The sequence below is a fragment of the Bacteriovorax sp. PP10 genome, assembly GCF_035013165.1.
GTDB classification, from domain to species: Bacteria; Bdellovibrionota; Bacteriovoracia; order Bacteriovoracales; family Bacteriovoracaceae; genus Bacteriovorax; species Bacteriovorax antarcticus.
In genome coordinates, this window is record NZ_JAYGJQ010000002.1 from 905,938 (window position 1) to 918,652 (window position 12,715).

Below are 12,715 nucleotides of genomic sequence, written 5' to 3' on the forward strand. Positions count from 1 at the left end.
TGATAGTTATGGGGTATTTTGACTTGAGAGTGCCAGAGCTTTTTGTGTACTCAGCATGCGAGACTCTGCAAGCATCTTCATTCTCACTTCAATTTTAGTTAGGTAATCCATTTTATATTTTGTCGTATTCGAGTGGTATCTTGCATACCAACGACGATCTTTCTTGGCATGACGCTTTTTTAAGATGGAAAGAATCTGTGCCATCTTCTCCATTGCATAGGCCTGGTCTTCTGTCACAAGTTTTGCCTTTTCTATAAGAGGCATCTTCATTCTTTTAAATTCCACATTCCATACTTCAACGTTCACCTGTCCTAGAGAGAGATCTCCAGTAGATGAAACTTTGCTGTATGAAAAGTTACTTTCTGTATCTATTAGAGAGACCACAATTTGCGGCTCTACTTTATATTTTTTAATGGCGTGGTGGATATCGTTGGCAATCTTGTTTCTAGCATTGACTTCAAGTTCTGGCTGAACCACAGAAATCATTTGCGAGATAAGTGGTGCTTCGTTAGGAATGTAAACTTTATCAAAGTTTCCTAGCTTCGCATACAGGTCGCGGTGCTTGTTAATCTTCTTGGGAGCTGATGAACATCCTTGGAATAGGAGCGCAAGACCCAACAATAAAAGTAGTTTTGGTGTAAGTGTTTTCATATTGAAAGCAGTCTACACCAGAAAGGGATACCCAAGGCCATGTTGAAAGAATTCCATGGTAGGTGACTAAAATTTATACGGCCAAAATGCCACCATTCATAGGGGGTATAACAAAACAACGGGCTTAGAGACAACTACTAAATATCCCTAGGCCCGCTGCTTTATAAAAGATTGAACAGAAGCTGAATTTTAACGAGATGATTTCTCATAATCGTTTCGATCATTTCTTCTAGTCTCGTCTCTTTTAGGTTGATTTTTTTGAGACAGATCTGCATCTGATCTTCCACCTTTTAAAGGTAGATCAATTTCAGGTCTTGTTGTTGTTCTCGGTCCAGATCCGATATCTCTTTTTTCTCCGCCTCTTTCAGGCATTTCAGATTTCTTCCCTGGCGTTTGAGCAAATTTTGGGTCTTTTTTATTTTGTTCCATACACTCCTCCTTGGATTGTTTCTGCTTTATGTAAAGCACATCTAGTGCCAAATAATTGCTTAGAAATTTATAGTGCAAAAGATAGACAAGGAGAGAATTGAGGCAGATTAGTCAATTGATTGAGGCAAGGATACATAGTGCAATGCTATTTTAGAAATGAAGTTATGCGAAACTCTAGTGTAGGACTTAATCCAGATGTCATCCAATTCACAATTTGTTTTTCATCAATGAACATAATTGTAGGAGTGGCAGAAACTTGGTATTGATTGGCAATACTACCATTCGTATCAAGACCAATATTAAATAAATAATTTTCCCTCTTGGCCTTTTCTCTTACGATGGACTCTTCTTCATTGCTTGAGATCGCCAGAACATCCGAAGGTAGAATTTTTCTCTCCATCACCATCTTATTGATGCGTTTCAGTTCAATCTCACAAGGGCCGCACCATGTGGCCCAAAAAACGACGACGATTTTTTTTGGTTGTGTAACTAAATTAAAATTTTCACCGTTAGTCATCTTCACTGTAAAGTCAGGCGCTTTTTGATCCTGGTACTTAAAGTGAGTAAGAATAGACGGAAGCTTCAGGTAGAGTGCATACACGGCAACAATAAAAAATAATGTGTTTATAAAATTCTTTTTATTCATATTACATCTGCTGGTCAGCCGTTTTTCTATTTAACAGGATTTGCTTATAGACTAATAAGAAGCTTATAACAAAAAAAGGAAATCCGGGAATAATAGGCAGTAATGCCCCCAGTAAACCTAATATAAAGAAAAAAATTGAGCCGATAATTCTTAAGATATGGTAAAAGCGATGCTCTTTATTGTGGTCTTCCTGAAATGAGAGCCCGATTGAAAAGTTGGCAATGATGGCCAGGATTAAATAAAAAAACAAGCGAGACAGTCTCACTCTAAAAGTGTAGCGCTCTTTAAAAATTTCAGGATCGATTTTTACACACCCATCAGCGATATAATCATCAATCTGTTTATTTAAGTCCATCGTGAATTCTTTTGAATAAATATCGACGTTCATTTCCAGGTTCTGTTGGTAGCTGGTGTAGTTGAGATTAAATGACCCTATTGTCGACCAGCTTTGGTCAATCGTTGCCAGCTTTCCATGTAAAACAGATTTATTCCAAAGATAAATTTCCACACCACGCTTTAAAAAATACTCATACAAATACTCAGAGGCCATAATATAACTAGGCCAGTCCGAGTAACGTGGAAGAATTAATCTCACCCGTACACCACGAGCGGCCGCTTCTGTCAGTTGCTTCATAAATTTCTTACGAGGGAAAAAATAAGAATTAATAATCGTGATTGATTCTTGCGCCTCAAACGTCATACGCGCGTATTGTTTGGTGATTTTTGACCGGCCATGAATCCAGTCATTAACAGAGATCCCGACATCATATCCATGTGAGACGGAAATATAGTCGGTAATTTTTTTAATAGGCGTTTCACTCTTAGAGGCCTTCTTAAAAATATGCTGGCAGTAGTGAGCAAGATCCACTGTTTCAGGGCCTTTCAAATAAACAGCAAAATCCAGCTGGGGAATAGTTGATCCGGGAATGCAGGCGTACAGAACATTGATTCCGCCGACGATGGCCTCTTTATAATCAATCAAGAGGATTTTGTGATGAAGTCTTCTGCCCCAGCGATAAAGCCATTTAAACTGAATACCATTAAAGCGACAAAACTTAACTCCGCCATCTCGAAAAATTTGTTCAGCTTCAGGAGTTAAATTTCTTGAACCAATACTATCGACGAGTACACAAACTTCGACTCCACGTTTAGCTGCAAGAATAAGTTCGTCTCTGACTTTAGTCCCAATGCGATCAATTTCAAAAATATAAGTTTGCAGGTGAATGCTGGTGGTTGCACTGCGGATACAGCTTAGGTATTTTTCGTAATAATGATCGCCGTCTTCAAAAAACTCAATATGATTATTTTTAGTAATGGGAAAAAGAGCTCTTTTTATTTTCATTGAATATCCACCTCACAAAAAATCGGGAGGTGATCAGACAGGTGTTGATCGTAAAAAACAACGTTGGAGTTAATGACCTCCAGGTTTTTTACATAAATTCTATCCAGGCAAAGAATTGGGACATTCGCAGGAAAGGTACGGGCAAAGTTGCCGTTGGCATGTTTATGCACTTCTTTCATTCCTAAAATACGCTCAAAAGTTTCAAATGACTTTTGATTCCAGTCATTAAAATCTCCGGCAACGATAAAGGGGATATCTTTTTCTTCGCGATTTATACCTTCGATGTAGTTACTTATTTGTTGATACTGTTTTTTTCTTCCCGCATGAAATAAATTTAAATGCAGGCAAGAGGCAAAGAGTTTGCGCTCTATTGGATTTTCGGCAGTCACCGGAATTTTGATCTTGCACACCAACATCCCGCGCTTTTCCCACGAGTTGGTCGAAATGTTGAGATTCTCATAAGTCTCTATAGGGTACTTACTCATGATCAGATTGCCGTGGTGGCCGTGGTCATATAAAGCATTTTGAGCGTAAGAAAAATGCGGCCAGACTTCATCAGCTAAAAATTCAAACTGCGAATCAACTAAACCTTTTTCCTTGAAGACTTCACTTTTTCCCACAACTTCTTGCAGGAAAACAATCTCAGCTCCCGTGGACTTAATTAAATTCTTCATCTCCAGAAGGCCGTAGTTACGGTTATTCCAGTCAAAGCCTTTATGAATATTGTAAGATAAAATCTTAATGCGCATTGATCACCAACTCCCGCATATAAAGAAGCAATGTTCGCGCCATTCATATAATGAGCATGTAATAAGGTTTCCGAAGTTTTGCCCCAAACTCATGAGTCAATTAAGGGCAATAAGCCTCAAGTGTACCTAAAATCATCCTGAATACTTGGTACATGCCTTGCAACTTCATCCACATAAATTCCGATTTGCTTGAAGCGAGTCGGATGAACCAACACACGGAGAGATATATGTTTAAAACAGTACTTACAATTGCAGTCATGACGACGTCACTAAGCGCATTTGCGCAAATGTCGAAAGAAGAAAAAAGTAGCGCTCGAAGCAGACTTGAAGGATCACTTCCAGAGCCACAGGCAGTTGAGAGTAAAGATCAATACAGACTTCATATGGGTCTAACTGCTGGTGTAAGTTCACCACGCGGAGACGCTGATTCTTCTCCAGAGTTTGGTATCAACGTTGGTTTCCAACCATACGTACCATTTGGATTAGGAGCTGAAGTTATTACAGCTGAATTAGCTGATACTAATATTCAAAGAACATCAATTCTAGCTCGCGGGACATATAACTTTGGTGGAGACATTCCGGTTTTAAAAAGTAGTTACCTTGGAGTAACAGCGGGGCCAATGTTTGTTGATGGAAAGACTGAATTCGCAACAGGTCCACTTGCCGGATTCGATATTCCATTGCAAAATCAAACGAGTAACTTCTTATCGTTAGGGTTGCAGGCGAAGTACCTTTGGACGACGAATACACAAGATGCGTTGTCGGCTGGTGTCGCTCTTAAGTATTGGTATTAATACCTAAAATTTTTATAAATAAATAGTGCGCCGTCATGGGTCAATCCTTGACGGCGCACCTTGTTTTCGGATACTCCATTCAAATGAAAATGCCATCTTTAATCACTACAATCCTTTTTTCAATTTCTCTATTTGCGACTCCTGCTTATGCTGTTCGTCTGCAGATTCTTCATACGAATGACACTCATTCTTATTTAGACAGCAGTACTCATAATAAAAATGTTGGTGGGGCCGCTAGACTAAAAACTCTTATTGATTTTTATAAAAAGCAAGCGACAGATATCGGACTGAAAACCATAGTTGTTGATTCAGGTGACTTCCTGGAAGGTAATATTTATTACATGGCCGGTGATGGTAAGAGATCTTTCGATGTTCATAATGAAATGGGTTACGACATGGGGACTCTTGGAAACCATGACTACCAAATGGGTTCAGAAGAGTTGAATAAAATTCTTGGAGACATGGATTTAAAATTCGACCTTCTAGTGGCCAACCTTAAAGCAGAAAAACAATACGACAACATCAGAAATAAAGTCAGGCCTTATAAAGAAATTGAATTAGAAGGTTTGAAGATCGCTTTCTTAGGTTTAACAACTGATGAAATTTTATATAAGTGGCGCTTAACGACTGGAGCGATTTCAAATCCAATCGATGCTGCTCAGGAATATGAAAAGAAATTAAAAAATAGAGGAAACGATTTTATTATCGCTCTTACTCACATCGGAGTCCTTCATGATGTGAAGCTTGCAGAAAAAACCAGATATATTGACTTAATCGTTGGTGGTCACTCACACACATCACTTTTTCAACCAGTCTACGGAATCAATAAAGATAAAGGTCGTGTACCTATCGTTCAGGCCGGAATGCACACTGAGTTCTTAGGTAAGCTTGTCGTTGACATGCAAAAAGGTAAAGAGCTTAGAGTTGTGAGCTATGAACTTGTTCCCGTTAATGTCGAATCCTTACATGCAGACCCGGTTATTTCTGAAATGGTAAAACAAGCGGACACTGAACTGGATGTGAGTTATGGAAAAGAGTGGTTGGAAGAAAAAATCGCTTACTCTGATCTAAAACCAAAAGATGAGCAGGGAGCACGTAAGTGGGCCTACTTCATTACAGATGCACTAAGAGAAAAAACCGGAGCAGATATCGCGATTCACGCACCAGAGATGAATGGATCAAACTATCCGGTAGGTGATGTGACAAGACGTTCGATCGTAAACTCAATTCCAAGAGTTTTCGAAATGACTCAGAAATATGGTTGGGATATTTACACGACAAGAATTAAGGGAGCATGGCTTAGATTAACAATCGATGCTCTATCATACGTAGGACAACCTTTAACTTTTTCAGGTTTAAAGATGGAGTACGAACGAGGCCCTCTTGGTTTTAAAGTCAGACATGTGACAATCAACGGACAAAAAATAAATCCATTCAAAACATACACAGTCGCTTTCACAGAAGGAATTATTAGAGGGGCAGCGGGGATTGATCCACGTACAATTGCAATTCTTAGAAATCCAAAAAATACTGGTTTTAAAATTTGGGCAACTCTTGAAGAAAAACTCAAGAATCTAAAAGAGCCAATCAGTGCTATTTGTGAAGAAGGCCACACGACTATGTGGCCTGATAGATAAATTTATTAGTGCAGTAAATTTGGCTCTTCATATCCTTTTTTCAGAAAATAAATTTCAGAATTACCAGAGCGAAGTGCAGTTACAGTGACTCCAGTTCCTTGTGCTTCTTCTTGTAAAGCTTCACAAGCAGGACGAGCGTCTTCGTCTTTGTGAGACCCGGCAAATAAAATGCGGCCACGACCTCTGTCGGCCATATCCTTTAAAACTTTTTTTGCCAGTTCTGTTTCATTTGTTAAGTCTTTACTAATACCGGTGTTGATCACCATGGCCTCTACAGGGCGTCCTGTGGCGATGATTCTTCTGTAGAGTTGCTCTACACCTTCTGTTGTCGACAAGTCTAACTGGAAGCTTACGGCATCAACCCCATACTCTTTAAAGTCAAAAGCTTCTTCAACAATCGATGGATTCCCAGCTGCGACGATAAGGTCGTATCCGTTTTCAGCAAATTGCTTAGCTAGTTTATAGCCATCTGCATTCGTGTTACTAGCAACAACTGCTAGTGGTTTTTCTGAAGACAGCGTGTAAGGCTGTTGTTGTTGTGCTTGACTCATCATTGAAATATCCTCCATTAGGGCAATCGTGCAGTTTCCGTTCTTTTGATTTTTCTCTTCTTGGCGGGAACCGCTTCTTTTGTTGGCCAGTCGGTTTCGACGATATGTTTTGTACGACCCTTTGGTGACAAATCATCGTCTTTAAATTCAGCGATGCTTTTTATTTTTGGTTCTTGAGGTTTTTTAGTATTTTGAATCATAAACTCCTCCGTGATTTATTTAAAAATGAATGTAGTGGGTGATACGAAAATTAAAAAAAAGCCACCCGGAGGTGGCTTCTATATCAATAGGTGGGGATCAAACGTTAGTCAGCACAAATGGTGTATTGATATGTTTCTCCAAGTCTTTCGTCCCCTAGACTGTTTTATTCTTTTAGTTCTTGTACGATAGTGATGCCACCATCATTCGTTATGTATCCTTTAGCAAAAGCAGACGAAATAGTTACAGCCGTTATCAGTGCAATAAATGCGCATAATAAGTTAGACTTTAACATTTAATTTTTTCCTCTACTTTAGCTAAACAATCCAAAAAGTTTTTATAAAAAGCCACTCTTGCGAGTGGCTTCTAACTGAAATTTTGGAACCAGACTAAGTTTCAAGTTTAAGAGCGGACGAAAGTTTTACCTTTCCCGTTTTTCACCTACCATTGAATCGAACTTTCGTTCTCTCTTCGAGTGGGCAATTCTTATTCTGTCATCAGGTCTGTGCAGGAGTTATTACAATTACTTTTTCACTTCTGCCTTGCGATCCGTCCACTTTGGTTTGTCTTGCGACTTACCTCGGCTTCTTACTAATACAATATGCAGAAGAGGTGCCAATTTTTGGCATTTGGAAATATTTGAAAATACGTTTGTGAGATCTGCGTCTGTGGCATGATTCCTCAAAAAAATGCCCCGTAATCCCGATTTATTTAGTCTGAATACGAACAAAAAAACCATTCTGATGAATGGTTTTTTCGTGGATGGTGAGTTGGTCATAGAAAAATATTAAGGAAAGAAGTGATCTAAAAACATGTCTTGAACCAGGAATTCTAACTTGTGCTCTTCATCATTATTGCTGGAAAAGCTTTCATGATTTTTAGAAGAGTTGCCCTGGTATTCATAAGCAGGAAGAGTTTCTTCGAGCATTTCGAATAATCCATTTTCTCCTTGGTTGTTCTCGCTCATATAAGTTCTCCTGATTAAGTTCTTTTTTTAGGGCCACAAGTTCTTCGTGGTTACTAATAAATAGAGCAAGCTCAGGGCCAAATGTAAGAAAGACCAAAAACAATGTCAGAGTAGACTTCTTTCCTCCCCAGAAAAGGTCACCACTTAGTGACCTATTCGTGGATGGGATCAAATAACTAGGATGGTAGTTAGCTATCTGATGAGAAGTTCATATGGAAAATAGAAGGAGTCGCGGCCTTGTATTTCCTTATATTTTATAAATGCATTACGTATGCCGAATATTCTTGACTGAAACACTTTGAAAACCCGTTTCCGACATTATTGCTCGGGGCGTAATTCCCAGAATAATGCCACGAGACGTCCTAATGGGGGACAGTTAATTTTTTTGGATCGAGCAGGTCTTTGATTTGATCTTCAGACAGTAGCCCTTGCTCTCTCACAAGCTCAATAACCGTCTTTTTAGTTCTCAGGGATTCTTTGGTTAGCTCTGCTGCTTTTGCGTATCCAATGACCGGATTCAAGGCCGTGACGATCTGAGATGTCTGAGCAGCATACTTCGCACAGACTTCAACGTTGGCCTCGATGTCATTGATACAAAGTTCGCGGAGAGTTTTTAATGTATTCGTAAGAATGTGTGTCGACTCCAATGCTAATTGGGCCATCACGGGCATCATGACATTGAGTTCGAGTTGACCCGCTTGGATTGCATAGGCCATCGCCTGATCATTGCCTAAAACCTTGTAGAAAACCTGATTGGCCATTTCAAGAATAGAGGGATTTACTTTTCCCGGCATAATGCTTGAGCCTGGTTGTGTAGAAGGAAGATTGATTTCGCCTAAACCATTGGCGGGCCCTGAGCTTAAAAGCCTAAGGTCATTACAGATACGAGTGAGTTCAAGTGCGATCACTCGAAGTGCATTGGAGAAAACCATCATCGGGAGTTGAGACTGCATAGCTGAGCACATATTTTCTGCCATATGAAGATCTTCATCTTCAAAATACTCCTGCAATTCAATTAAAGCGTAATCTCTAAAACCATGAGGAACATTTATACCTGTTCCTACTGCAGAACCTCCGAGACCTAACTCGCGCAGGTAATCCTGAGAGTAGATAAGAATCTCGATGAGATGATCTATCGTTGTCTCGTAAGCTCCGAACTCTTGTCCTAGGCGAATCGGCACAGCATCCTGAAGATGTGTGCGTCCTGATTTAATGACTAAATCGAACTCCTGCGCCTTATCTTTAAAAGCATGAGAGAGTCTTTGAAGTTCAAGAACTAACTGCTTTGATAAGTTGAGAGTCGCAAGTCTCATTGCTGTTGGATAAGTATCGTTGGTACTTTGTGACATATTCACATGATCGTTTGGGTGAATGTGATCATAAGTCCCAAGGCCTCCCCCCAGTAAAACATTCGCTTTATTGGCAATCACTTCATTGGCGTTCATATTTTGAGATGTACCAGCACCTGCCTGATAAGCATCGACGATAAAATGTTTTAAGTAGTCTTCACCTAATAATTTATCAACTGCATCTTGAATCGCAGTTGATTTTTCATTATCAAGTACCTGTGCTTTTTCATTGGCCACAGCACATGCTCTTTTTAATAAAAGAAATGTTTTTATAAGTTCCGGGTGTACCTGTGTGCCACTGATTGGAAAATTCTTTGAGGCACGAAAAGACTGAATACCATAGTAAACATCCTCGGGGATTGATAATTCGCCAAGACCGTCTTTTTCAATACGCATAAATAATTTCCTTAGTAGTAGTGGATGTGGTTTTAGATTTGATTAAATTAATAGGGGATTTTTTTTGGACATAAAAAAAGCGCCAAATACTTTCTAATTTTTTCATAGATGTCTTCAGCGCTTTACAATATAGAATCTAGTAACATGTATTTCATCTTATAGACCTTTCCTTTTAGTAGTAGTGAAATGTCCAAATTCTGCTTTCGGAATGATAATGTCTGAATTATTTCTCCATTGAGTGGGCAAGCTTGGACAATACATTCCATTTCTTTTAGCTATTTTCTTCACAACAGATTCTTTCTCTTTTTTATTATTAGTAATTTTTTCTTTCTTATTCACATCACGGTTAATTCTAATTCCCGCATGTATTGCCGGCTTTTCTAGCGGAGGTCTTCTCGCTGCATAGAAAGCGGCTTCTAGCTCTTTATCTAACCCAATAATCGCTGCGATTTCTGGTGGGTTTTCTTCATTGTTGATATCGTTTTCAACAATATAAAATGCCATTCTTCTTTGTTTCGTTGAGTAATAGTTTTTAAGTTCCGGCGACATATAATCCTCCTTAATCTTGTCGTGCTTTGTTTTTTAACAATGAGTAACAATATAATAAATTCAGTCATAAATGTTTGTCGTTTCGAGAAAGATCACAGTGTGTAAAACGTAAGACTGATAATTGGTTTCTTCACTGAGTTCTTTGTAATTGTCATCCTCTTAAGGTAATCATCTGCCATCTTATACAACGGCTTCGATTCAATAAGTAGAGATCCAGCTTTACTATCGTGATCACTCACAATACCGAACAACGACCTTGACCTTTTCACTTCATCTATTCTGCTGTTCCAACTTGGTCCGTGTTGGAATCTTCTAGTTCCGTCATCTAAATATAAAGCATCTTTTATGCCAATCTTTTGGTGTTGAGCACCCACTCAATCTAGTTGAAAAGAGGTGAGTACCATAGGGTGCTGGGACAAATTTGTGAAGATCTACGAGGCAAAATTGGATTGTGCAACAATGACAAAGGTAAAGGGTATGGAATAAAAATAAACAAGTGCAGCAGAGAACGTTTCATCAAACTAAAATGATCCATTTAAATCAATAATTATAAACTGCTGCACATAAAGTAGTCATAGTCTTTGCAGATGAATTTAAAAAGAATTGAGAAGCCCTTTTCACTTGTACCATTTCATAGACCATTCGGCCGATAAAAGGGAGCTGCGATTGAGCAGTATTTAAAGAAAAATTAAAAGTATCAGTCCATCCTGGCGTAACACTTATAATTGCATTTTTAAATATTGAGTTCTTTTTTTGGCAATTGCATTGACTAAAAAAGAAGCAGTGACCGCGTGAGCGGCCACTGTTACGACTTCCATGAAACCAAATCGAAAAGATGGGAGTTTATAATTGGGTTTCACTTTCATCTATATATATTCTCGTTTTATTATTTCTGTGGAGAATGTAGAGGGAAAGACTCTTGTCAGGCCCTCTACATTAACACCGATACCAATTACGATATCAAATAACGAATGTGTTTTAATTTTTGTATGGTCAATATTCAATTTATCTTTTTCGTTAATGGGTGAAGATAACTTCACCCATTAATAATTTTTTTAAATTACTTACGTGAACCAACGTCGCGCTTTGAGCCGATGTCTTTATCTTTTGAAAGATTTTGGTCTTTCATAGATCCAGAGTGTGCAGTATCTTTATCTGGGGTATGCATATGCCCTTTTCTGTTGTCTAAGTTCTTAGACGTGTCAGTTGTTGCTTTTTTTCCTGAAGAGAATTTTTTGTCTTGTACCACTGAGTCCTCCATGGTTGTTTTTACCTGAAATGGGTTAAGCATGTTTGGTGCCAAGGTTTTTATCCGTTTTTTTTTGCTTAACAGACATACTTGAGGCAAATTGGTTAAGTTCTCGTGGCGAAAAAGGTGATGGAATTAATTTTGAATAGTTTTAATGAAGAGTTATTAACAAAAAATAGTTGATAAAATAAATACGCTAAAAGGAAAAAACAAAATGAAAATTTTATTATTTGCAGGAAGTTTAAGAAAAGATTCTCTTAATAAAAAATTAGTGAGGGTTGCAAATGTCTTAGTCAAAAGTAATAAAGATGTAGAAACAACTCTGGTCGATTTGCAAGAACTGCAGTTTCCAGTTTACGATGGCGACATTGAAGCAAAAGGAATTCCTGAAAGCGTACAAAAATTATCAAAACTTGTAGGTGAAGCCGATGCCATTATTATTTCTTCACCGGAGTACAATGCCTCTATCTCAAGCCCGTTAAAAAATACGATTGATTGGTTGTCGCGTGTGAAGCCTCTGGACCTCGCTAAGAAACAAATTCTTCTTTTAGGAGCATCTCCTGGAGAGCTGGGATCAATGAGGGCCTTGATTCATACGAAGCCTTCTTTTGAAACTCTGGGGAACTTTGTTTACCCTTCAGTCTTTGCTCTACCTAAAGCTGATAAAGCTTTTGATGAGGAGGGCAAACTTGTCGATCCCAAAAGAGAGGAAAGACTGCAGAAACTGGTGAATGAATTTATTGTTTATGCTCAGAAGAAAGAATAGTCCTGTAAAAAGTTCATAAGAGAGAAGAGCCGTGCTTTTTTGTGTTACAAGCTCTCCATTAAACAAACCTATGGAGACGAACATATGAAAGCACTTCTATTTACAGTTGCAACTCTTTTCTCAATCACTGCTATGGCAGACCAATGTGCATACATTTCTCAAGGAGAAGCTGAAAGAGCTGCTCTATTATTACAAAAAGGTTCAGTAGTTGCTGAGTACTGCGAACTTTGTGGTGACACAACAGCAACAGTATCAACTGTTAAGTCTGTATCTTTAGCAAAAGTTGCTAACGGTCAATACACACAAGTATCTGTTAACGGTAAAGCTGTAGACCTTGCTTACTTGTACCTTCAAGTAGCTCCAGGTAAAAAAGTTAACGTGGCTCAAGCTGTAAACTGCGAATCTCTAGACGCAACAACAGTATCAAGCGTTATTAAATAAA

At 38.6% G+C, this 12,715-nt stretch carries 16 protein-coding genes; 4 read left to right on the forward strand and 12 right to left on the reverse strand.

Features of this window, described 5'->3' with window-relative positions; all coding sequences use genetic code 11:
• Nucleotides 1-6: 6 nt before the first annotated feature.
• From SHI21_RS14445 to SHI21_RS14465, 5 genes are all read right to left on the reverse strand, one after another.
• Nucleotides 7-651, reverse strand: coding sequence for a hypothetical protein (locus SHI21_RS14445; RefSeq protein WP_323577428.1), 645 nt, complete (start codon nucleotides 649-651; stop codon nucleotides 7-9).
• A gap of 189 nt (nucleotides 652-840) precedes the next feature.
• Nucleotides 841-1,080: a hypothetical protein gene (locus tag SHI21_RS14450; protein ID WP_323577429.1), complete on the reverse strand. Its 240-nt coding sequence runs from the start codon at nucleotides 1,078-1,080 to the stop codon at nucleotides 841-843.
• Nucleotides 1,081-1,225: 145 nt separating this feature from the next.
• Nucleotides 1,226-1,726, reverse strand: a complete 501-nt coding sequence (locus SHI21_RS14455) for a peroxiredoxin family protein (protein WP_323577430.1) — start codon at nucleotides 1,724-1,726, stop codon at nucleotides 1,226-1,228.
• 1 nt (nucleotide 1,727) lies between these two features.
• On the reverse strand, nucleotides 1,728-3,068 hold the full coding sequence (locus tag SHI21_RS14460; protein WP_323577431.1) for a phospholipase D-like domain-containing protein: 1,341 nt from the start codon (nucleotides 3,066-3,068) through the stop codon (nucleotides 1,728-1,730).
• Nucleotides 3,065-3,817, reverse strand: a complete 753-nt coding sequence (locus tag SHI21_RS14465) for an endonuclease/exonuclease/phosphatase family protein (protein WP_323577432.1) — start codon at nucleotides 3,815-3,817, stop codon at nucleotides 3,065-3,067. Before SHI21_RS14465 ends, SHI21_RS14460 begins: the two co-directional genes overlap by 4 nt.
• Nucleotides 3,818-4,044: 227 nt before the next feature.
• Between SHI21_RS14465 and SHI21_RS14470 the strand changes: the two genes are divergently transcribed.
• Entirely contained in the window at nucleotides 4,045-4,611 is a 567-nt protein-coding gene (locus SHI21_RS14470; RefSeq protein ID WP_323577434.1) for a hypothetical protein, read from the forward strand.
• 83 nt (nucleotides 4,612-4,694) lie between these two features.
• Complete coding sequence (locus SHI21_RS14475; RefSeq protein WP_323577435.1) at nucleotides 4,695-6,248, forward strand: bifunctional metallophosphatase/5'-nucleotidase; 1,554 nt, start codon at nucleotides 4,695-4,697, stop codon at nucleotides 6,246-6,248.
• 5 nt (nucleotides 6,249-6,253) lie between these two features.
• On the opposite strand, the gene SHI21_RS14480 is transcribed toward SHI21_RS14475, so the two are convergent.
• The 7 genes from SHI21_RS14480 to SHI21_RS14510 form a co-directional block, all read right to left on the reverse strand.
• Nucleotides 6,254-6,802, reverse strand: a complete 549-nt coding sequence (locus tag SHI21_RS14480; protein WP_323577436.1) for an SDR family NAD(P)-dependent oxidoreductase — start codon at nucleotides 6,800-6,802, stop codon at nucleotides 6,254-6,256.
• A gap of 14 nt (nucleotides 6,803-6,816) precedes the next feature.
• Nucleotides 6,817-6,999: a hypothetical protein gene (locus SHI21_RS14485; protein ID WP_323577438.1), complete on the reverse strand. Its 183-nt coding sequence runs from the start codon at nucleotides 6,997-6,999 to the stop codon at nucleotides 6,817-6,819.
• Between the two features lie 785 nt (nucleotides 7,000-7,784).
• Entirely contained in the window at nucleotides 7,785-7,964 is a 180-nt protein-coding gene (locus SHI21_RS14490) for a hypothetical protein (protein WP_323577439.1), read from the reverse strand.
• Between the two features lie 362 nt (nucleotides 7,965-8,326).
• Nucleotides 8,327-9,709: an aspartate ammonia-lyase gene (locus SHI21_RS14495; RefSeq protein WP_323577440.1), complete on the reverse strand. Its 1,383-nt coding sequence runs from the start codon at nucleotides 9,707-9,709 to the stop codon at nucleotides 8,327-8,329.
• A gap of 156 nt (nucleotides 9,710-9,865) precedes the next feature.
• A complete protein-coding gene (locus tag SHI21_RS14500; RefSeq protein ID WP_323577441.1) occupies nucleotides 9,866-10,258 on the reverse strand; it encodes a hypothetical protein in 393 nt (130 codons plus the stop codon).
• A gap of 719 nt (nucleotides 10,259-10,977) precedes the next feature.
• Entirely contained in the window at nucleotides 10,978-11,124 is a 147-nt protein-coding gene (locus SHI21_RS14505; RefSeq protein ID WP_323577442.1) for a hypothetical protein, read from the reverse strand.
• 194 nt (nucleotides 11,125-11,318) lie between these two features.
• Complete coding sequence (locus tag SHI21_RS14510; RefSeq protein WP_323577444.1) at nucleotides 11,319-11,507, reverse strand: hypothetical protein; 189 nt, start codon at nucleotides 11,505-11,507, stop codon at nucleotides 11,319-11,321.
• Nucleotides 11,508-11,721: 214 nt separating this feature from the next.
• Between SHI21_RS14510 and SHI21_RS14515 the strand changes: the two genes are divergently transcribed.
• Together SHI21_RS14515 and SHI21_RS14520 are read left to right on the forward strand one after the other, a co-directional pair.
• Nucleotides 11,722-12,273 carry an NADPH-dependent FMN reductase gene (locus tag SHI21_RS14515; protein ID WP_323577445.1) on the forward strand — a complete coding sequence of 184 codons (552 nt, stop codon included), beginning with the start codon at nucleotides 11,722-11,724 and terminating at the stop codon, nucleotides 12,271-12,273.
• Between the two features lie 84 nt (nucleotides 12,274-12,357).
• Nucleotides 12,358-12,714, forward strand: a complete 357-nt coding sequence (locus SHI21_RS14520; protein ID WP_323577446.1) for a hypothetical protein — start codon at nucleotides 12,358-12,360, stop codon at nucleotides 12,712-12,714.
• Nucleotide 12,715: the final 1 nt, after the last annotated feature.

Excerpts from the sequence above, each read along its gene's own strand:
- SHI21_RS14445 (WP_323577428.1), bottom strand. The coding sequence starts at position 651 with ATGAAAACACTTACACCAAAACTACTTTTATTGTTGGGTCTTGCGCTC.
- SHI21_RS14450 (WP_323577429.1), bottom strand. The coding sequence starts at position 1,080 with ATGGAACAAAATAAAAAAGACCCAAAATTTGCTCAAACGCCAGGGAAG.
- SHI21_RS14455 (WP_323577430.1), bottom strand. The coding sequence starts at position 1,726 with ATGAATAAAAAGAATTTTATAAACACATTATTTTTTATTGTTGCCGTG.
- SHI21_RS14460 (WP_323577431.1), bottom strand. The coding sequence starts at position 3,068 with ATGAAAATAAAAAGAGCTCTTTTTCCCATTACTAAAAATAATCATATT.
- SHI21_RS14465 (WP_323577432.1), bottom strand. The coding sequence starts at position 3,817 with ATGCGCATTAAGATTTTATCTTACAATATTCATAAAGGCTTTGACTGG.
- SHI21_RS14470 (WP_323577434.1), top strand. The coding sequence starts at position 4,045 with ATGTTTAAAACAGTACTTACAATTGCAGTCATGACGACGTCACTAAGC.
- SHI21_RS14475 (WP_323577435.1), top strand. The coding sequence starts at position 4,695 with ATGAAAATGCCATCTTTAATCACTACAATCCTTTTTTCAATTTCTCTA.
- SHI21_RS14480 (WP_323577436.1), bottom strand. The coding sequence starts at position 6,802 with ATGATGAGTCAAGCACAACAACAACAGCCTTACACGCTGTCTTCAGAA.
- SHI21_RS14485 (WP_323577438.1), bottom strand. The coding sequence starts at position 6,999 with ATGATTCAAAATACTAAAAAACCTCAAGAACCAAAAATAAAAAGCATC.
- SHI21_RS14490 (WP_323577439.1), bottom strand. The coding sequence starts at position 7,964 with ATGAGCGAGAACAACCAAGGAGAAAATGGATTATTCGAAATGCTCGAA.
- SHI21_RS14495 (WP_323577440.1), bottom strand. The coding sequence starts at position 9,709 with ATGCGTATTGAAAAAGACGGTCTTGGCGAATTATCAATCCCCGAGGAT.
- SHI21_RS14500 (WP_323577441.1), bottom strand. The coding sequence starts at position 10,258 with ATGTCGCCGGAACTTAAAAACTATTACTCAACGAAACAAAGAAGAATG.
- SHI21_RS14505 (WP_323577442.1), bottom strand. The coding sequence starts at position 11,124 with ATGAAAGTGAAACCCAATTATAAACTCCCATCTTTTCGATTTGGTTTC.
- SHI21_RS14515 (WP_323577445.1), top strand. The coding sequence starts at position 11,722 with ATGAAAATTTTATTATTTGCAGGAAGTTTAAGAAAAGATTCTCTTAAT.
- SHI21_RS14520 (WP_323577446.1), top strand. The coding sequence starts at position 12,358 with ATGAAAGCACTTCTATTTACAGTTGCAACTCTTTTCTCAATCACTGCT.